Raw genomic sequence first — 19,561 nt, forward strand, 5'->3', positions numbered from 1 at the left:
AAAATTCAACCTTTATTACTGAAAAGGTGTAAGCTTTAAAGAACTTCATTTAATAATAATTAGAATCAAAATCTAACTTTATTAATGGAGTAATAAAAAATGAAAATTTATGATAATCTTTGTAATTCTATAAAAAACAATGCAGAAAAAGTAACGTACTCTAACGCAGATGATACTTTAAAAAAAATAAAAAATCAGCTTTCCTCGGTCGAAAACTCAAATCAAAGTTATACAATAGCAGAGAAAAACACACTCTCTATTTTAAAAAATATTGAGTTAAATAAGACTTCGTCTAATGATATAAAAGATAGTTCTTTATTAGATCAACAATGTATTGAATCAATAATGAAAATAAATAACATGTGTAAGAATAAAAATATTTTTGCAATAGGACAATACAACACACTACTAAATAAACTTGAAAAAGAAAATATAAAAAAAATAAGCCAAGAAAGTGAAATAAATAAAAAAGAAACCCTTTTGACAATTAAAGACGAGTTATTTAATAGAATAAAAGAGGCTAATAAAATATTAAAAGAGTCTATTAATTTGCATTATCAATATTTTCAAGGAATAACAAAAAAACTTAAAAGCATTGATGATGAAAACATCCTTAAAAAAACAAATGAATATAATAAACACAAATCCGAAATTCTTGACAAAATAAATAGCCATGAAATTAAAAATGAAGATTTAACGAACCTTACTGAAATCAGAAAATATATAGAAGAACTTCAAAAATATGACAATAATCTAAATAAATTTATTGAAGACATGAAGAATATTACTCACAGATATGGAAAAGAATTAGACATACTTAGTGATCGCCATTTTAAATTATCTGATGATAAAATTTTAAATATGTTAAACTATCATCTAGATAAATTAAAAGAAGTGAACTCAAAAATTAATTAATCTTTTAAATAAATCCAAACTAAATTTTTCTAATAGGCTTCTTTTTAGAAGCCTATTTTTTAATAATTTAATAAACCCGATAACCGCCATATTTCTTAGCAAATTGATTAAATTTACCAAAATCAATCAAAGCAATTTCTAAAGAACGATGTGCAAGATGTGACATTTTTGCAAGCTGTTCAACAAATACATGATTTTCTTCAAGTAGTTTTTTTGTCAATGTAGAAGCGATTATTTCACACTCTTTTGGCGTCACTATCCAACCATCATTTGTAGCAAATTTATGAATAGGAAGATTTCCTTCTTTCTCACTCTCTTTGGCTAATAATGCTTCTTCTTCTTTCATCGCCTGTTTAAATAAAATGATTTCTTCCTCAACCGGTTCAGGAGAAGTAGGAATTTTATGATAAATATAGTCACCAACCTCTTCAATTCGTGCTGGTGTCATTTCGGCTTTCAACCAAACTTTATCGAATGCTTTTTCATCTAAAATAGCATCCGTATCTAAGCTTCCTGTGAGTTGCATCAGATTTAAAAAAGCATTAATTAAAACTTCACTTAATGGATAATTTCCTTTTGCTAAAGAAGGAAATGGCACTTCAACGCCAGCAGGTGGGGTTTTCTGAAGGTACAAAGTATAGTTCATTGTAATATCCTTTTTTCTGATACAGGTTCACAGCTTAAACATCTTTAATGGGATCGACCAGTGAAAATAACAAGGGGATATTGCTATCCCCTCACTATTTATTACATTATTGAGATCTGAAATGACAATAAACTAAGACTCATATCCTAAATTCGGCGCTAACCAACGTTCAACCTCACTTACACTCATTCCTCGGCGTTTAGCATAATCTTCAACCTGATCTTTTTGAATTTGAGCAACCGCGAAATATTTACTTTCAGGATGACTAAAATACCAACCCGATACTGAAGCACCGGGCCACATGGCATAAGCATCTGTCAGTTTCATGCCAATGCGATTTTCAACATCGAGTAATTGCCAAATTTTTGCTTTTTCTGTGTGCTCTGGACAGGCAGGATATCCCGGTGCAGGTCGTGTTCCTTGATATTTTTCTCGAATAAGTTCGTCATTAGAGAGTTTTTCATCAGGGCTATAACCCCAAATATTTGTTCTCACTTGTTGATGAAGGTATTCCGCAAATGCTTCTGCTAGTCTATCTGATAACGCTTTTACCATAATTTTATTGTAATCATCATGGGCATTATCATAAGTATTGGCGAGAGCATCTTCTTCTAATCCGCCTGTGACGGCAAAAGCCCCAAAATAATCAGCAATACCACTTTCAACAGGTGCAATAAAATCGGCTAAACAGTAATTAGGAAAATCATTTTTCTCAGTTTGTTGGCGTAAATGACAGCTTTGCAAAAGCACTTGTTGACGACTTTCATCTTGATAAATCACAATATCATCACCCTGACGATTGGCAGGGAAGATCCCCATAATTCCTTTAGGTGTTAATAATTTTTCACGGCTTAATTTATCCAGCATTGTATTTGCATCAGCAAATACACGTTTTGCTTCTTCACCAACCACGTCATCTTCTAAAATACGAGGATATTTACCCGCTAGAGACCAAGTCATAAAGAAAGGCGTCCAGTCGATATATTCACGTAATATTTCGATGCTGGCGGTAATTTCCTGCACGCCTAATTGATTGGGCTTTGGCGGTGTGTAATTTTGCCAATCAATGTGTAGGGCATTTTTTCGTGCAACCTCTAAAGAAACAGGTGGAGTACGAGGTTTTTTTCTGGCGTATTGCTGGCGCACGACTTCATATTCACGACGCGTTTTAGCAACAAAATCGGCTTTTTGTGTTTCAGATAATAGTGCCGCAACAACACCTACGGTTCTCGATGCATTTTGTACATAAACGGTAGGATGGCTGTAATTCGGCTCTATTTTTACTGCGGTATGCGCTTTAGAGGTTGTTGCTCCACCAATCATTAAGGGTAAAGAAAAACCGCGTCTTTCCATCTCTTTAGCAACATTCACCATCTCATCAAGTGATGGCGTGATCAGCCCTGAAAGGCCAATAATATCGACTTTTTCATCAATCGCGGTTTGTAGGATCTTGTCACAAGGCACCATCACACCAAGATCGATGATCTCATAGTTATTACACTGCAAAACAACACCCACGATATTTTTACCAATATCGTGAACATCACCTTTTACCGTAGCCAGTAAGACCTTACCCGCGGAAGAGCCTGCTTGCTTGGAGGCCTGAATATAAGGCTCAAGATAAGCAACAGCTTGTTTCATCACTCTTGCTGATTTCACAACTTGAGGTAAAAACATTTTACCTTCACCAAACAGATCACCCACAGTATTCATGCCATTCATCAATGGCCCTTCAATCACTTCAATCGGGCTTGATGCTTGTTGGCGACACGCTTCTGTATCTTCAACAATAAATTCGGTGATCCCTTTAACTAATGCGTACTCTAGCCGTTTCTCTACATTCCATTGTCGCCACTCAGCAAGCTGGTGATTTTGTTCATCACTTTTGGTGCCACGATAACGCTCTGCCAATGCCAATAAGTTGTCTGTACTTTCTTCGTGGCGATTTAAAATAACGTCTTCAACTGCATTACGCAGTTCATCAGGTAATGAGTAGTAAATAGCAAGTTGCCCTGCATTTACAATCCCCATATCCATGCCATTTTTTACGGCGTAATAAAGAAAAACAGAGTGGATCGCTTCACGAACAGGATCGTTACCCCGAAATGAGAATGAAACGTTAGATACCCCACCAGAAATTAAGGCATAAGGTAGTTGAGATTTAATATCTGCACAGACTTCAATAAAATCAACGGCATAATTATTATGCTCTGCAATTCCGGTTGCGACGGCAAATATATTAGGATCAAAAATAATATCTTCAGGTGGAAAACCTGCTTGCTCTGTTAATAACTGATAAGCTCGACGGCAAATTTCGATTTTGCGCTCTCGAGTATCTGCCTGTCCGACTTCATCAAACGCCATAACGACAACAGCCGCACCGTATTTACGCACCAATTTAGCATGTTCAAGAAACGGTATTTCCCCTTCTTTCATCGAAATGGAGTTAACAATTCCTTTGCCTTGAATACATTTTAAGCCTTCTTCAATCACTTCCCATTTAGAGGAGTCAATCATCACTGGCACTTTAGCAATATCAGGCTCACCAGCAATAAGGTTAAGAAAACGTGTCATGGCTTCAACAGCATCTAACATGCCTTCGTCCATGTTGATATCGATGATTTGGGCACCATTTTCAACTTGCTGACGTGCAACATCTAATGCTTCTTGATAATTACCCTCCTTTATCAAGCGCTTAAATTTAGCAGAACCTGTGACATTGGTTCGCTCTCCCACATTCACAAACAGTGAATTTTCATCAATGACTAACGGTTCAAGACCTGAAAGGCGACAGGCTTTTTTTAAGGAAGGTAATTTTCTTGGTGTAATACCTTCTACCGCTTGTGAAATGGCGAGAATATGCGCAGGTGTTGTTCCGCAGCACCCACCCACAATATTGAGAAAACCAGCTAGTGCCCACTCCTTAATTTGTTCAGCCATTTCTTGGGCATCTAAATCATAGCCTCCAAATGCGTTAGGCAACCCCGCATTAGGGTGAGCACTGACATAAGTTTCAGAAATTTGTGAGAGCGTTTGAATATATTGACGTAATTCTTTAGGACCCAACGCACAGTTTAAACCAAATGAGAGCGCATCGGCATGGCGTAAAGAGTGGTAAAACGCTTCTGTTGTTTGACCCGTTAAGGTTCTTCCTGAAGCATCTGTAATGGTGCCAGAGATCATCACAGGCAATTCAATATTGAGCGATTCAAACTCACATTTTATCGCAAAAATAGCCGCTTTCGCATTTAGTGTGTCGAAAATAGTTTCGACCATAATTAAATCAGCACCGCCTTTAATTAACCCGCGCGTTGCTTCTCGATAAGCTTCCACCAGCTTATCAAATGAAACATTACGAAAAGCGGGATCATTAACGTCAGGAGATATGGATGCTGTTCTATTTGTTGGTCCCAAAACACCCGCTACATAGCGAGGTTTATTCGGTGTTAAATCACTCCATTTATCTGCACAGGCTTTCGCTAATTTTGCCGCCTCTTCGTTCAGCTCAAAACAGAGCGATTCCATGTGATAATCAGCCATCGCAATGGACGTTGAGTTAAAAGTGTTAGTTTCAACGATATCAGCACCAGCTTGAAAATAAGCATCATGTATATCTGCAATAATCTGAGGTTGTGTTAAGACTAAAAGGTCATTATTCCCTTTAACATCACAATCCCAATCAGCAAAACGCTCACCTCGATAATCGGCTTCTGTAAGTTGATATTGCTGGATCATCGTACCCATTGCGCCATCAAGTACTAAGATACGTTTTCCTAATGCTTCCACCAGTTGTTGTTTTATGTTTGCCACGTTGTTTCCTCTTAATCGAGAATGCTTTTGTGCTTGTTTTTCTTTATTGTTATTTCGTTGTTTTTTTATCCTACCATATCTTTTTGCAAAGATTTCTAAGACGAAGATGAGAGATTTTCACTCAGTGATAAATGCTTTTAATAAATATTTCTTATCACACATTTTGTTTTGAAAAATGCAGTGATCGGAGGAGTTTTATTACACCAGATAGTTCATAATAGATATTAATATGGATAGCATTTCTGGAGTGTATGCATGACAGTTTCCCCTACAAATAAAAAAGTGCGTAAGACGAAAACAACTGCCACTCAAAGCACCGCACAAGGAGGCCCTGTTCAGTCATTAAGCCGTGGACTGACATTATTGGAATATATTTCCGAATCTCCGGGTGGTATCGCCCTAACAGATCTTGCCTTTCAAGCCGGATTACCTAATTCCACAACACACCGCCTACTCACCACACTTCAACAGCATGGTTTTGTCCGCCAAGTCGGGGATTTAGGCTTATGGGTTGTAGGAACACACGCCTTTATTGTTGGTAGTAGTTTTCTACAAACTCGTAATCTTTTGGTCATGGTGCATCCTATTTTACGTCAATTGATGGAAGACTCTGGCGAAACCGTTAATCTGGCTATTCTTGACCAAATTGAATTTGATGCAGTGATTGTCGATCAAGTGCAATGTAATGCACTAATGAGAATGTCAGCACCTATTGGTGGTAAATTACCAATGCATGCATCTGGTGCTGGTAAAGCGTTCCTTTCTACTTTGCCAGAAAATAAATTACTGCCTTTGCTCCAGAAAAAAGGCTTAATGGCTTATACACCTCACACTCGAACACTCCCTTCATCTCTAAAAGAAAATTTAGAGCAAGCTCGTAAACAAGGTTTTTCTTTCGATGATGAAGAACATGCTTTAGGTCTTCGCTGTATTGGTGCTTGTATTTATGATGAACACCACCAACCTTTTGCGGCTATTTCACTTTCGGGACCTGTTTCCAGAATGACAGATTCACGTATCACTGAATTAGGTGCGATGGTTATCAAAGCAGCAAAACAAATTAGCCGTGAATACGGTGGTGTAAAAAGTTAATCCTATTTTTGCCTTCCTTGTCATCAACAACAAGGAAGGTATTTTCCAAAATAAAACGATTCAGCTTTGTAAAAAACCGACTTTTCCCTCTCTATTCCCATCAAATATTAAAAAACTGTTATTTATCACCTGAAAAAATTGATGTCGATCACAGATGTTGTTTAAGACGTATTAAGAGTATTGCAACTCTTCTTGTTACCCGTAACAATGTTACCGGTAACAAATACTATGGCGAATTTAAATATTCTTTTTCTAAAGCTAATAGTAACGCTCATCACCCTTGTGTGAATTAAGGAAGCATCATTATGAACCCTAAAAATCATGACCCAATTCAGAACGACTTTGTCCCTCTTAACGAGACAGTAAAACAGGTGACTGAGCGCATTATTGCTCGTTCACAAGCGACTCGTCGTGCTTATCTGAAAAAAATTGAAACAGCAAAAAGCCAAACCGTGCATCGTGCTCAATTGGCTTGCGGTAATTTGGCTCATGGTTTTGCTGCTTGTCAGGCTGAAGATAAAAATCGCCTGAAAAATATGGTTCATAATGATATCGCCATTATCACTGCTTACAATGATATGTTGTCGGCTCATAAGCCGTATGAAGATTATCCTCAAAAAATTAAAGCGGCATTACATGCTGTTGGCGCAGTAGGACAAGTGGCAGGTGGTGTTCCTGCAATGTGCGATGGTGTCACTCAGGGTCAAGATGGTATGGAGTTGTCGCTCCTTAGCCGTGATGTTATTGCAATGTCAGCGGCTGTCGGTTTGTCCCATAATATGTTTGATGGCGCGCTCTATTTAGGGATCTGCGATAAAATTGTTCCCGGGCTGACTATGGCGGCTCTCTCTTTTGGTCATCTTCCTGCTATTTTTGTTCCAGCAGGTCCTATGACTAGCGGTTTGCCGAACAAAGAAAAAGTTCGTATTCGCCAACTTTATGCCGAAGGTAAGGTTGATCGTAATGCTTTATTAGAAGCTGAAGCCGCGTCTTATCATAGCATTGGAACCTGTACTTTTTACGGTACAGCAAACTCTAATCAAATGGTCATGGAAATGATGGGATTACATTTACCCGGCGCTTCTTTTGTCCATCCAGATACACCACTACGTGATGCATTAACAGATGCGGCAGCAAATCAAATTGTACGCTTAACAGAAAACTCAGGTAATTATCTTCCTATCGGCAAATTAGTTGATGAAAAAGTTATTGTTAACGGCATTATTGCGCTGCTAACAACCGGTGGTTCAACTAATCTAACCATGCATTTAGTCGCAATGGCACGCGCGGCAGGTATTATTATTAATTGGGATGATTTTTCTGAACTATCGCAAGTTGTTCCTCTTATTGCACGCATTTATCCTAATGGTCCTGCCGATATTAACCAATTTCAAGCAGCCGGTGGCATTGCACTGATTATTCGCGAGCTACTGAAAAAAGGCTTAATTCATCGTGATGTGAACACTGTTGCAGGATTTGGTATTGAGCGTTATACCCTAGAGCCTTGGTTAAATAACGGTAAACTTGATTGGCGTGAAGGCGCTATAAGCTCTTTAGATAAAGATGTGATTGCGGATATTAATACCCCATTCTCATCACATGGTGGCACACAAGTGATGCAAGGTAATTTAGGTAGAGCAGTAATGAAAACCTCTGCGGTACCTAATGAAAATAGAATTATCGAAGCTCCTGCTGTTGTGTTTAATAGCCAACATGATATTGCTGCTAAGTTTGAAGCCGGTGAGCTAAATAAAGATTGTGTGGTTGTTGTACGTTATCAAGGACCACAAGCGAATGGTATGCCTGAATTACATAAACTTATGCCACCTTTGGGTGTATTAATGGATAAAGGCTATAAAGTAGCATTAGTTACAGATGGCCGACTTTCAGGGGCTTCAGGTAAAGTACCCGCTGCAATTCATGTTACACCTGAAGCTGTAAATGGTGGTTTACTATCCAAAGTGCGTGATGGTGATATTATTCGCGTTAATGGTAAAACAGGTGAGTTAACGTTGCTTGTCGATGAGCAAACATTAAATGCTCGCCAAGATGAAATTCCTGATTTAAGTGCCAATAATACAGGCTGTGGTCGTGAGTTATTCGTTAATTTACGCCGTCATTTATCAGGTGCTGAACAAGGTGCTTGTTGCATTGATTTTTAATGTAGGCAAGTTTTGAGGCTTAACGAGGAGCAGATCAAATTCATTTGCTCACCACTTTCTGATTAGGAAATACAATCATGGATCATTGGAATACAAGTGCAGAGTCTGTACTAAAATCAGGGCCTGTTGTTCCTGTTATTGTTATCAACAATATTGATGATGCTGTCCCTGTTGCAAAAGCTTTAGTCGCCGGTGGTGTAAAAGTTTTAGAAGTGACATTACGTACAGAATGTGCAATTGAGGCGATCCGCCGTATTGCCAAAGAAGTTCCTGAAGCCATTGTGGGCGCAGGTACAGTAATTAACCCTCAACAATTAGCGCAAGTCACTGAAGCTGGTGCTCAATTTGCTATCAGCCCAGGATTAACAGAAGCATTACTCAAATCAGCCGTTGCAGGTACTATTCCTTTAATTCCGGGTATTTCAACAGTGTCTGAATTAATGCTAGGAATGAGCTACGGGTTAAATGAATTTAAATTTTTCCCTGCGGAAGCTAATGGTGGAGTTAAGGCATTAAAAGCAATTGCAGGTCCATTCTCAAAAGTCCGCTTCTGCCCAACTGGCGGTATTTCACCAGAAAACTACCGTAATTACCTCGCACTTGAAAGTGTGCTTTGTATTGGTGGCTCTTGGTTAGTGCCTAATGATGCCGTGAAAGCAGGTGATTTCCAACGTATTACTGAATTAGCTAAAGAAGCCGTCGCTGGTACTCAACGTTAATTATCTCTGTATAAAAATAGGTTTTATCCAATAAAGGTAGGTATCCCCTTGTACCTACCTTTATTTTTATCTTTTCTCAGGGCTATTTATTAAGTAAATCGCTTCGATTGAGAATAGGCATAAACATCTTCGATATACCCTTCTTTAATTTTTTGCTGTTGTTGCTGCCAATATTCTGGTGATAAAAGCTCACTATGTTGAGCTTCAAAATAGTGGCAAACTCGCTTATCACTACATAAAAAATAACGAAACTCTTCAGGAAATACATCATTGAGGGCAACGCTATACCAAGGCTCACTTGCTAATTCATCTTCAGGATAACGAGCTGGCGGGATAGCGCGAAAATTCATATCTGTCATATAACTAATTTCATCGTAGTCATAGAAAATCACACGATGGTGCCGAGTCACACCAAAGTTTTTAAACAGCATATCGCCGGGAAAAATATTTGCCGCAATAAGCTCTTTCAACGCTTGCCCATAATCTTCAACAACCGCTTTAAGTTGATTTTCATCGCACTGCTCCATATAGATATTGAGCGGTATCATTCTACGTTCCATATAAAGATGGCGGATCAGTATTTTATCACCTAGATCTTCCAACTTATTGGGGATCTCTTGTTTAAGGATCGTCATTAATTCAGGACTAATTCTTTTCTTATCGATCACAAAGTTCTCAAACTCTTGGGTATCTGCCATTCGTCCAACACGATCGTGTTCTTTAACCAACTGATAGCACTCTTTTACTCGCTCTGCAGTGATCGTTTTTTGGGGTGCAAACTTATCTTTGATTACTTTAAAAACACGATCATACGTTGGTAACGTAAATACCAACATCACCATACCTTTTACACCCGGCGCTTCAATAAATTGCTCTGATGAAAAATTCATAAAGGCAAGATATTCACGGTAATATTCTGTTTTTCCGTGCTTTTGGCATCCAATAGACATATAAAGCTCAGCAATAGATTTACCCGGTAATATATCTCTTAACCAAGCAACTAATGCCGCAGGAAATGGGGCATAAACCATAAAATAAGAACGCGCAAAACCAAAAACAATACTCGCTTCATCCGCAGAGATAAGGCAGGTATCAATCAGTAATTGCTGCTCAATATTATGAATGGGCAATAAGAACGGAATATATTGATCATCAATCACTATTTTGCCTATCAACCAAGCCGCTTTATTACGATAAAAAAGTTCGTTTGCGATATGAAATACCGCATTGTGCAATTGTTCAGAAGAAAACTGAGCAGTAAGTACATTACAAATAGAGTGAATATCGCGTTGTTTATTTTGCCACGGTAGTCGCAAAGGTAAGCGTGACAAAATATCTTGCAGTAATGTCGGTAAATCACTTTGAATAACAAACTGCTTTGATAACGGTCGAGGCGCTTGTGTAAAGCGATAAGCCGGTTGTGATGAGAAAACAAAAAGATTCTTTTTATTCAATTCACGATGGTAAAACAGACGGCAATAAACAGAATTAAAAAAGCTTTCGGCAATCTCAAATCGAGGGTAATTGGGCAATAATTGCGTATAATTCTCTTTCACCTGTTGTAGAAAAAGACTTTCTTTATCAATATCATGTCGAATACATTTAAGTTGCTCAACCACTAATCCAACATGATTGTCGTATAAACGGATGCGCTCTTTCATCGCTATTTGGACACCATGCCAATCTGCTTGCTCAAAACGATATTGTGCCCCTGACGTTATCTCCAGAAAGCGACCATATTGGGCATCAAAGCCTTGTAAAATTGTTTGAGCAATCAAATCTTCTGGCGTCATTAACAACCTCACGAAAAAGAGGAGCATCCTGCTCCTGAATTATCACCACAAAAACAGATAATGATATTTTGGGATCTTAGAATTGTTGCTCTTCTGTTGAGCCTGTTAGTGCTGTTACAGAAGACATACCACCTTGAATGATCGTCGTTACTTTATCGAAATACCCAGTTCCCACCTCTTGTTGATGCGATGAGAAGGTATAGCCTTGATTAAGTGCGGCAAACTCTTTTTCTTGTACTTTCTCAACATAATGTTTCATACCTTCGCCCTTGGCATAATCATGTGCCAGATCGAACATGTTGAACCACATGCTGTGAATGCCAGCCAAAGTAATAAACTGGAATTTATAGCCCATCGCAGAAAGCTCATCTTGGAAATGCGCAATCGTGCGATCATCAAGATTCTTTTTCCAGTTAAAGGAAGGCGAACAGTTATAAGCCAGCATTTTTCCGGGATATTTATCATGAATAGCTTCTGCAAACTTCGCTGCCATTTTCAGATCCGGGAGTGATGTTTCACACCACACCAAATCGGCATAAGGTGCATAAGCAAGACCACGACTAATAGCTTGATCAATCCCCGCATGAGTACAGAAGAAACCTTCAGGTGTACGTTCTCCAGTTAAGAACGAGCTATCATAAGGATCGCAATCTGAAGTTAAAAGATCGGCAGCATCGGCATCTGTTCTTGCAACCAACAGAGTCGGCACATCAGACACATCAGCCGCTAAACGCGCAGCGACCAGCTTTTGTACTGCTTCTTGGGTTGGAACTAATACTTTTCCTCCCATATGCCCACATTTTTTTACTGCCGCTAGCTGATCTTCAAAGTGAACACCCGCAGCTCCAGCTTCGATCATCGCTTTCATTAATTCAAAGGCATTTAATACGCCACCAAAACCTGCTTCAGCATCAGCCACAATGGGAAGGAAAAAATCAATATAATCTTTATGTTGAGGACCAATACCATTTGACCACTGAATTTGATCAGCTCGTCTAAACGTATTATTGATACGCTGAACAACATTAGGAACAGAATCGACTGGATATAAAGATTGATCAGGGTACATACTTGCTGCTGTGTTAGCATCAGCTGCCACTTGCCACCCTGAAAGATAAACAGCCTCTAATCCTGCCTTTGCTTGTTGCAACGCTTGTCCACCCGTTAAAGCACCTAATGCATTAACATAACCTTTCTTCGATTTTCCATTTAATGATGACCAAAGCCTTTGAGCGCCACGTCTTGCTAAGGTATGTTCTGGGTTAACCGAACCTCTTAATTTAATGACATCTTCAGCGCTATAAGGGCGGGTAATGCCTTTCCAGCGAGGTTGTTCCCACTCTTTCTCTAATTGGGCGATTTGCTCTGATCTACTAATAGTCATAAAAACAGCTCCTATAAATACGGTAGTAGTGATGATGTTTGCAGTTTATAAATACGTTTTGACGTATCTTTTTTAATTTAAAAGTTGGTAACCCGGTAAAGTTAGAAAATCGACTAATTCATCTTGGGTTGTGATCTTATCCATCAAAGAAGCCGCTTCTTTAAAACGACCTTCTTCAAAACGAGTGTCACCGACTTCTTGGCGTATGACTTCAAGCTCTTCTTTCAGCATGTTACGAAAGAGATCTTTAGTCACGACTTGCCCATCAGACAGTGTTTTCTGATGGCGGATCCATTGCCAAATAGAGGTACGCGATATTTCTGCTGTTGCCGCATCTTCCATTAATCCATAGATAGGTACGCAACCATTACCCGAAATCCAAGCCTCGATATATTGCACAGCAACGCGGATATTAGCTCTCATGCCCTTTTCTGTACGTTCACCTGTACAAGGTGCTAATAACATTTCTGCTGTTATTTTTTCATTACGTTGTACATCGAGTTGATTTGAGCGAGCCCCTAATACGGCATCAAAAGCAGACAATACTGTTTCAGCAAGACCAGGATGAGCAATCCAAGTACCATCATGGCCATTTGTTGCTTCAAGCTCTTTATCATCAAATACTTTTTTCAAAATAATGCCGTTTTGCTCTGGATCTCGACTTGGAATAAACGCAGACATTCCACCCATCGCAAAAGCACCACGTTTATGGCAAGTCTGGATCAGTAAACGCGAATAAGCACTTAAGAAAGGTTGAGTCATCGTGATCCCTTGTCTATCGGGTAATACACGATCAGGATAATTTTTTAATGTCTTGATATAACTAAAAATATAATCCCAACGACCACAGTTAAGTCCAACAATATGCTCTTTCATATGGAATAGAATTTCTTCCATTTGGAAAACAGCAGGTAAAGTTTCAATTAATACCGTGGCTTTAATGGTTCCTACTGCTAAACCAAAGCGCTTTTCAGTGAAATGAAAAACATCACTCCACCATTTAGCCTCTTGCCATGTTTGCAATTTAGGAATGTAAAAATAAGGACCACTCCCTTTTTCTAATAAAGCTTTGTGGTTATGGTAAAAATACAGAGCAAAATCAAATAATCCCCCTGCGATAGGCTTGCCTTGCCATAACACATGTTTTTCAGGAAGGTGGAGACCTCTTACTCTGGCAATCAATACCGCAGGTGACGCTTTAAGCTGATAACATTTGCCTTGTTCATTGGTATAAGAAATAGTGCCTTTTACGGCATCACGCAAATTGATTTGACCATCGATCACTTTATCCCATGTAGGCGCTAAGGAATCTTCAAAATCTGCCATAAAGACTTTTACGTTGGCATTTAATGCATTGATGACCATTTTGCGATCAACAGGTCCCGTTATTTCAACACGACGGTCTTGAAGATCTTTCGGTATAGGATTAACTTTCCATTCCGATTTTATAATGGAATCCGATTCCGAAATAAAATCAGGAAGCTCGCCATTATCAACTCTGTGTTTCCAGCTATCCCTTTCAGCTAATAAAGCATGGCGTCTATCTGAAAAGTGATTTACCAAATCAGTCAAAAACAATTTAACATCATGATTTAATATCTCTTTTTCCTGTTCACCAAAAGATTGCGTAAAATTTAATTCTTCTGTAGTTAACGATTGTGACATTCTGCATTCCCCTAAAAGCTTTTGCACACCTGATTAAGACTAATGCAGTTTTTACAAAAATCAAAAATGAATTCCATTTTTATTTAAATAATTTTTAACAATGTGATTACATCGGTGTTTTTTTATTGTACAAAAATCAAAATTTCAAAAATAACTCGAGGGATCTGGAAGAGATCGATAATAAACAGAGAAAAGGAATGTTAATGCTTGATGATTTTGGCTATATAGCTTTTTCTTATATGAATATTCTTCATACACAACATGAAGACCTCGACATTCAAAAGGTTATTAGCTAAATTTAGGCTTCTAGATGTCTAGATGTTTTTAGAGGTTATTGAAATGCCAATTAGAGTACCCGATGAGCTACCCGCAGTCAGTTGTTTACAAAAAGAGAATGTCTTTGTTATGACATCCAGTAGAGCGAGTATTCAAGACATTCGCCCTTTAAAAGTGCTTATCCTTAATTTAATGCCAAAGAAAATAGAAACAGAAAATCAATTTCTGCGATTGCTTTCGAATAGCCCTCTTCAAATTGATATTCAATTATTGCGTATTGACTCGCGTATTCCTAAAAATACGCCTGTAGAGCATCTCGATACTTTCTATTGTGATTTTGACCAAATTAAAGAGCAAAATTTCGATGGTCTTATTGTCACTGGCGCACCTTTAGGATTAGTTGAATTTGAAGATGTGGCTTATTGGGATGAAATAAAAGAAGTGATTACATGGGCTAAAGAGCATGTTACTTCTACACTCTTTATTTGTTGGGCGGCTCAAGCTGGATTGAATATCTTATATGACCTACCTAAATATACGCTAGAACAAAAAATTTCAGGCGTATATAGTCATAACACTTGCTCACCATTATCACTGTTAACACGCGGATTTGATGAGACTTTCTTTGCTCCACATTCTCGTTATGCTGGTTTTCCTATCGACTTTATTCAAAATAATACTGATTTGGAGATCCTTGCGACTTCAGAAAAAGCTGGCGCTTATTTATTTGCATCAAAAGATAAGCGAGTTGTCTTTGCAACGGGGCACCCTGAATACGATCCCAATACACTAGCAGATGAATATCATCGTGATGTTAAAGCAGGACTAGAACCTCAATTACCAGAAAACTATTTTCCTAATAATGATCCGAGTAAAAAACCTATCGCTTCTTGGCGTAGTCATGGGCATTTATTGTTTGCTAATTGGTTGAACTACTATGTTTATCAGATAACACCGTTCGATCTTGCCCAAATGAATCCAACATTAGATTAAAGAAAAACCCCAAAATCTATTTGGGGTTTTAAGATAATCATTTGCCAAGCTAAGAATTATTTATAACGATGAGCCAATGCGTTAGCTGCAATCATTGCATTATAAACATCTTCCTCAGTCACTTTCATTGGCATATTGCCCATAGTGTCACCTTCAGCACAGGCAATTTTAGCAACAGTACGCCATTCGCTTTCAATGAATTCTTTCATGCCCATATCTTCAAGTGTCAGTGGTAATTCTGCCGCTTTAATAATACGGATCACTTCATCAATTTCTTCTTGTGGTGCATTTTCTAACACTAATTGAGTTAATAAACCGAATACTACTTTTTCACCATGTTGGACACGGTGTAAAGACTCGACTGCAGACATACCATTATTTACTGCGTGAGCAGCTGCTAAACCACCTGCTTCAGCGCCAACACCACTTAAGTAGATTGTTGCTTCAATAGTTTGCTCTAATGCAGGAGTGGTAATTTTATGGCGAATAGCATCCATAGCTTTATCAATATTTTCACTTAACATCTCAAAGCAAAGTTGTGCTAAACCAAGACCTGTACGCGATGGGCGTTGATTGACTAAATTTAAGCCGTCAGCTTGATAACAAGCACGTGCTTCAAAGTAAGTTGCTAGTGCATCACCAACGCCTGCTGAGAAAAAGCGTTGTGGTGCTGATGCGATAATCGCGGTGTCTGCGATAACAACATCAGGGTTTTGTGGTAAGAATAAATATTTATCAAACTCACCATTTTCTTTATATAGCACAGACAATGCAGTACAAGGAGCATCAGTTGAAGCGATAGTTGGGAATAAAATAACAGGAATGTGCTGATAATAAGCAACAGCTTTAGACACATCTAATGTCTTACCGCCCCCAATACCAATAATAACATTCGCTTTATTTTCAACGGCAATTTTACCTAGGCGATTAACTTCCGCTTCAGTACATTCGTAATTAAATTTTTCAACCAGTGAAACAATGCCATTTTCTTTTAGAGAAGGAACTGCTTCTTTAGTTACTTTTTCTAAAAAAAACTCATCACTAATAATAAATGCGTTATCACCAAAATCTTTTACGTATTTACCGACAGAAGACAGTAATTGGCTACCAATAAAGAATTTTTTTGGCGAGGTTACAGAGCGAGGTAATATAGATGACATAACTAAATTCCTTTATTTTAGATTTTGCTACAAACAGTAGCAGAATTAGTATTTCATCTTACCTCTCATCATAATATGAATCTAGTAAACTCTCTGATAGTCATTACCTAAATCATTTTCGTTTATTATTTTTAATTTATATAAAACAAATAGTTATTTTTAAATAATTTTAAAAAAGCAGATTATCTACGTATTTATTACTATAATAAAGGCATCATTTTACAACTAAAATAATACTATTTAGGATCATCGATGACTCTTATACGAGAAAAGCTCACATTACCTGCAAATGCAAATAAGCTTTTACTACACTCTTGCTGTGCCCCTTGTTCTGGAGAGGTCATGGAAGCATTACAAGCTTCAGGTATTGATTACACTATCTTTTTCTATAACCCCAATATTCATCCCCAAAAAGAGTATTTAATTCGTAAGGAAGAGAATATTCGTTTTGCTAAAAAACATAATATTCCTTTTGTTGATGCTGATTATGATACTGATAATTGGTTTGAAAGAGCGAAAGGAATGGAAAAAGAACCTGAACGTGGTATTCGATGCACAATGTGTTTTGATATGCGCTTTGAAAGAACAGCCCTTTATGCCGCTGAAAATGGTTTTTCTGTTATTTCCAGTTCACTTGGGATCTCTCGTTGGAAAGATATGAAACAGATAAATGGCTGTGGTGAAAGAGCCGTAGCACCTTATCCTAATATGCTTTATTGGGATTATAATTGGCGTAAAAAAGGGGGCTCTGCCAGAATGATCGAAATAAGTAAACGCGAACAATTTTACCAACAAGAATATTGCGGCTGTATTTATTCATTAAGAGATACAAATAAGCATCGCAAATCACAAGGTAGAGAACTTATTAAGATTGGTGTTCAATATTATACCCCTTAGATCTTCCTTTCCTTTTATTCTAGGCATCATTCCTGTGATGCCATAAAAAGAACAACACAATAAATCGTTATTTGATATACAGTCATGTTATATTCACGCTATAACAATATATTATTTTATTAAGGTGATTTCTTGTGGAAGACGCTGTCATTCTCGTAGATAAAAATGATAATGAGCTGGGAACAATGCCAAAGCTTGAAGCTCATATTGTAGGCGCCTTACATCGAGCCTTTTCAATATTTATTTTTAATTCAAAACAGCAATTACTTATTCAGCAACGTGCAATATCTAAATATCACTCTGGTGGGTTATGGGCAAATACATGTTGTAGTCACCCGCTTCCAAACGAATTACTTTCAGATGCCATTCATCGTCGTTTAGATGAAGAATTAGGTATGAAATGTGATATGCAATCTATTGGAACCATTCTGTATAACGAAAAAGTGACAGATGATCTGATAGAGCATGAATTTGATCACCTATTTCTTGGGTTTAGTAACGAATTACCACATAGCAATCCAGATGAAGTGATGAATTATCGCTGGATCTCTCTCGATTCTCTTTATCAAGATATTGAAGAGAATGCACAAAATTACAGTGTTTGGTTTCGTTATATATTAAATCGAATGGGAATTGAGCAATTTTCTCGTTGGAGCCAAGGTATTATTTAGCAATTATCTTATTAACAGCCTAAATATAAAACAAGCGACTCGTGTTTTTTAAGCTATAAAAAAAACCAAACGCAAAAAAGCCAACCCATTGGGTTGGCTTTCTCGTCTTATTTAATGCCTGGCAGTTCCCTACTCTCACATGGGGAGACCCCACACTACCATCGGCGCTACAACGTTTCACTTCTGAGTTCGGCATGGATTCAGGTGGGTCCGCTGCGCTATGGCCGCCAAGCAAATTCGGTTTTATTACCCGTTACATCGATTTCTCGTCATAACCAGCAATATTCAATCTTAAACAAGCCTACTTCATCTACTGTTCGTCTCTCAGACAAAACACCTTCGGTGTTGTCAGGTTAAGCCTCACGGTTCATTAGTACTGGTTAGCTCAACGTATCGCTACGCTTACACACCCAGCCTATCAACGTCTTAGTCTTAAACGTTCCTTTAGGTCACTCAAGGTGACAGGGAAGACTCATCTCGAGGCAAGTTTCCCGCTTAGATGCTTTCAGCGGTTATCTCTTCCGCACTTAGCTACCGGGCAATGCCATTGGCATGACAACCCGAACACCAGTGGTGCGTTCACTCCGGTCCTCTCGTACTAGGAGCAACCCCTCTCAATCTTCCAACGCCCACGGCAGATAGGGACCGAACTGTCTCACGACGTTCTAAACCCAGCTCGCGTACCACTTTAAATGGCGAACAGCCATACCCTTGGGACCTACTTCAGCCCCAGGATGTGATGAGCCGACATCGAGGTGCCAAACACCGCCGTCGATATGAACTCTTGGGCGGTATCAGCCTGTTATCCCCGGAGTACCTTTTATCCGTTGAGCGATGGCCCTTCCATTCAGAACCACCGGATCACTAAGACCTACTTTCGTACCTGCTCGAGCCGTCACTCTCACAGTCAAGCTGGCTTATGCCTTTGCACTAACCGCATGATGTCCGACCATGCTTAGCCAACCTTCGTGCTCCTCCGTTACTCTTTAGGAGGAGACCGCCCCAGTCAAACTACCCACCAGACACGGTCCCCGATCCAGATTATGGACCTAGGTTAGAACATCAAACGTTAAAGGGTGGTATTTCAAGGTTGACTCCATGCAGACTGGCGTCCACACTTCATAGTCTCCCACCTATCCTACACATCAAGGCTCAATGTTCAGTGTCAAGCTATAGTAAAGGTTCACGGGGTCTTTCCGTCTTGCCGCGGGTACACTGCATCTTCACAGCGAGTTCAATTTCACTGAGTCTCGGGTGGAGACAGCCTGGCCATCATTACGCCATTCGTGCAGGTCGGAACTTACCCGACAAGGAATTTCGCTACCTTAGGACCGTTATAGTTACGGCCGCCGTTTACTGGGGCTTCGATCAAGAGCTT

The 19,561-nt window shown here is 38.7% G+C and carries 13 protein-coding genes and 2 rRNA genes (1 of these 15 running past the window's edge); 7 read left to right on the forward strand and 8 right to left on the reverse strand.

The genetic code is table 11. The annotated features are described in order from the left end of the window. Positions 1 to 99: 99 nt before the first annotated feature. On the forward strand, positions 100 to 915 hold the full coding sequence (locus EHE21_RS16985) for a hypothetical protein (RefSeq protein WP_194951339.1): 816 nt from the start codon (positions 100 to 102) through the stop codon (positions 913 to 915). 67 nt (positions 916 to 982) lie between these two features. Here EHE21_RS16985 and EHE21_RS16990 read toward each other — a convergent pair whose 3' ends face one another. Further along, complete coding sequence (locus EHE21_RS16990; protein WP_228766708.1) at positions 983 to 1,561, reverse strand: hypothetical protein; 579 nt, start codon at positions 1,559 to 1,561, stop codon at positions 983 to 985. 132 nt (positions 1,562 to 1,693) lie between these two features. Next, positions 1,694 to 5,371 (reverse strand): methionine synthase, encoded by a 3,678-nt coding sequence (gene metH, locus EHE21_RS16995; protein ID WP_194951340.1) that lies wholly within the window; start codon positions 5,369 to 5,371, stop codon positions 1,694 to 1,696. Positions 5,372 to 5,626: 255 nt separating this feature from the next. On the opposite strand from metH, the gene iclR reads away from it, so the two are divergent. From iclR to EHE21_RS17010, 3 genes are all read left to right on the forward strand, one after another. Further along, positions 5,627 to 6,463: a glyoxylate bypass operon transcriptional repressor IclR gene (iclR, locus tag EHE21_RS17000; RefSeq protein ID WP_075673076.1), complete on the forward strand. Its 837-nt coding sequence runs from the start codon at positions 5,627 to 5,629 to the stop codon at positions 6,461 to 6,463. A 305-nt stretch (positions 6,464 to 6,768) separates the two neighbouring features. Next, complete coding sequence (edd, locus tag EHE21_RS17005; RefSeq protein WP_194951341.1) at positions 6,769 to 8,625, forward strand: phosphogluconate dehydratase; 1,857 nt, start codon at positions 6,769 to 6,771, stop codon at positions 8,623 to 8,625. 77 nt (positions 8,626 to 8,702) lie between these two features. Continuing rightward, positions 8,703 to 9,344, forward strand: a complete 642-nt coding sequence (locus tag EHE21_RS17010; RefSeq protein ID WP_194951342.1) for a bifunctional 4-hydroxy-2-oxoglutarate aldolase/2-dehydro-3-deoxy-phosphogluconate aldolase — start codon at positions 8,703 to 8,705, stop codon at positions 9,342 to 9,344. An 89-nt stretch (positions 9,345 to 9,433) separates the two neighbouring features. Here the strand turns inward: EHE21_RS17010 and aceK are convergent, their stop codons facing one another. The 3 genes from aceK to aceB form a co-directional block, all read right to left on the reverse strand. Continuing rightward, entirely contained in the window at positions 9,434 to 11,143 is a 1,710-nt protein-coding gene (gene aceK, locus EHE21_RS17015; protein WP_416384070.1) for a bifunctional isocitrate dehydrogenase kinase/phosphatase, read from the reverse strand. 70 nt (positions 11,144 to 11,213) lie between these two features. After that, positions 11,214 to 12,521 (reverse strand): isocitrate lyase, encoded by a 1,308-nt coding sequence (gene aceA / locus EHE21_RS17020; protein WP_072065199.1) that lies wholly within the window; start codon positions 12,519 to 12,521, stop codon positions 11,214 to 11,216. A 72-nt stretch (positions 12,522 to 12,593) separates the two neighbouring features. Further along, complete coding sequence (gene aceB / locus EHE21_RS17025; protein WP_194951344.1) at positions 12,594 to 14,186, reverse strand: malate synthase A; 1,593 nt, start codon at positions 14,184 to 14,186, stop codon at positions 12,594 to 12,596. A gap of 339 nt (positions 14,187 to 14,525) precedes the next feature. Here aceB and metA point away from each other — a divergent pair, with 339 nt between their 5' ends. Then, complete coding sequence (metA, locus tag EHE21_RS17030) at positions 14,526 to 15,455, forward strand: homoserine O-acetyltransferase MetA (RefSeq protein ID WP_194951345.1); 930 nt, start codon at positions 14,526 to 14,528, stop codon at positions 15,453 to 15,455. Between the two features lie 56 nt (positions 15,456 to 15,511). Here metA and EHE21_RS17035 read toward each other — a convergent pair whose 3' ends face one another. Then, positions 15,512 to 16,615, reverse strand: a complete 1,104-nt coding sequence (locus EHE21_RS17035) for a glycerol dehydrogenase (RefSeq protein WP_194951346.1) — start codon at positions 16,613 to 16,615, stop codon at positions 15,512 to 15,514. 252 nt (positions 16,616 to 16,867) lie between these two features. Between EHE21_RS17035 and EHE21_RS17040 the strand changes: the two genes are divergently transcribed. Together EHE21_RS17040 and idi are read left to right on the forward strand one after the other, a co-directional pair. Beyond that, the gene (locus EHE21_RS17040; protein ID WP_194951347.1) at positions 16,868 to 17,512 is read left to right on the forward strand and encodes an epoxyqueuosine reductase QueH; all 645 of its coding nucleotides are present in this window, start codon (positions 16,868 to 16,870) and stop codon (positions 17,510 to 17,512) included. Between the two features lie 134 nt (positions 17,513 to 17,646). Beyond that, positions 17,647 to 18,183 carry an isopentenyl-diphosphate Delta-isomerase gene (gene idi, locus EHE21_RS17045; RefSeq protein WP_088494403.1) on the forward strand — a complete coding sequence of 179 codons (537 nt, stop codon included), beginning with the start codon at positions 17,647 to 17,649 and terminating at the stop codon, positions 18,181 to 18,183. 116 nt (positions 18,184 to 18,299) lie between these two features. On the opposite strand, the gene rrf is transcribed toward idi, so the two are convergent. Beyond that, positions 18,300 to 18,415 (reverse strand): 5S ribosomal RNA (gene rrf / locus EHE21_RS17050). Between the two features lie 117 nt (positions 18,416 to 18,532). After that, positions 18,533 to 19,561, reverse strand: a 23S ribosomal RNA gene (locus tag EHE21_RS17055) (it continues 1,874 nt past the right edge of the window).

Origin of the sequence: Proteus sp. GOKU, from assembly GCF_015475555.1 — a bacterium.
Classification (GTDB): Bacteria; Pseudomonadota; Gammaproteobacteria; order Enterobacterales; family Enterobacteriaceae; genus Proteus; species Proteus mirabilis_B.

What these genes read in the sequence shown, in the direction of transcription:
- aceA (WP_072065199.1), bottom strand. Translation starts at nt 12,521, where the DNA reads ATGACTATTAGTAGATCAGAGCAAATCGCCCAATTAGAGAAAGAGTGG.
- EHE21_RS16985 (WP_194951339.1), top strand. Translation starts at nt 100, where the DNA reads ATGAAAATTTATGATAATCTTTGTAATTCTATAAAAAACAATGCAGAA.
- aceB (WP_194951344.1), bottom strand. Translation starts at nt 14,186, where the DNA reads ATGTCACAATCGTTAACTACAGAAGAATTAAATTTTACGCAATCTTTT.
- metA (WP_194951345.1), top strand. Translation starts at nt 14,526, where the DNA reads ATGCCAATTAGAGTACCCGATGAGCTACCCGCAGTCAGTTGTTTACAA.
- edd (WP_194951341.1), top strand. Translation starts at nt 6,769, where the DNA reads ATGAACCCTAAAAATCATGACCCAATTCAGAACGACTTTGTCCCTCTT.
- iclR (WP_075673076.1), top strand. Translation starts at nt 5,627, where the DNA reads ATGACAGTTTCCCCTACAAATAAAAAAGTGCGTAAGACGAAAACAACT.
- EHE21_RS17010 (WP_194951342.1), top strand. Translation starts at nt 8,703, where the DNA reads ATGGATCATTGGAATACAAGTGCAGAGTCTGTACTAAAATCAGGGCCT.
- EHE21_RS17040 (WP_194951347.1), top strand. Translation starts at nt 16,868, where the DNA reads ATGACTCTTATACGAGAAAAGCTCACATTACCTGCAAATGCAAATAAG.
- EHE21_RS16990 (WP_228766708.1), bottom strand. Translation starts at nt 1,561, where the DNA reads ATGAACTATACTTTGTACCTTCAGAAAACCCCACCTGCTGGCGTTGAA.
- EHE21_RS17035 (WP_194951346.1), bottom strand. Translation starts at nt 16,615, where the DNA reads ATGTCATCTATATTACCTCGCTCTGTAACCTCGCCAAAAAAATTCTTT.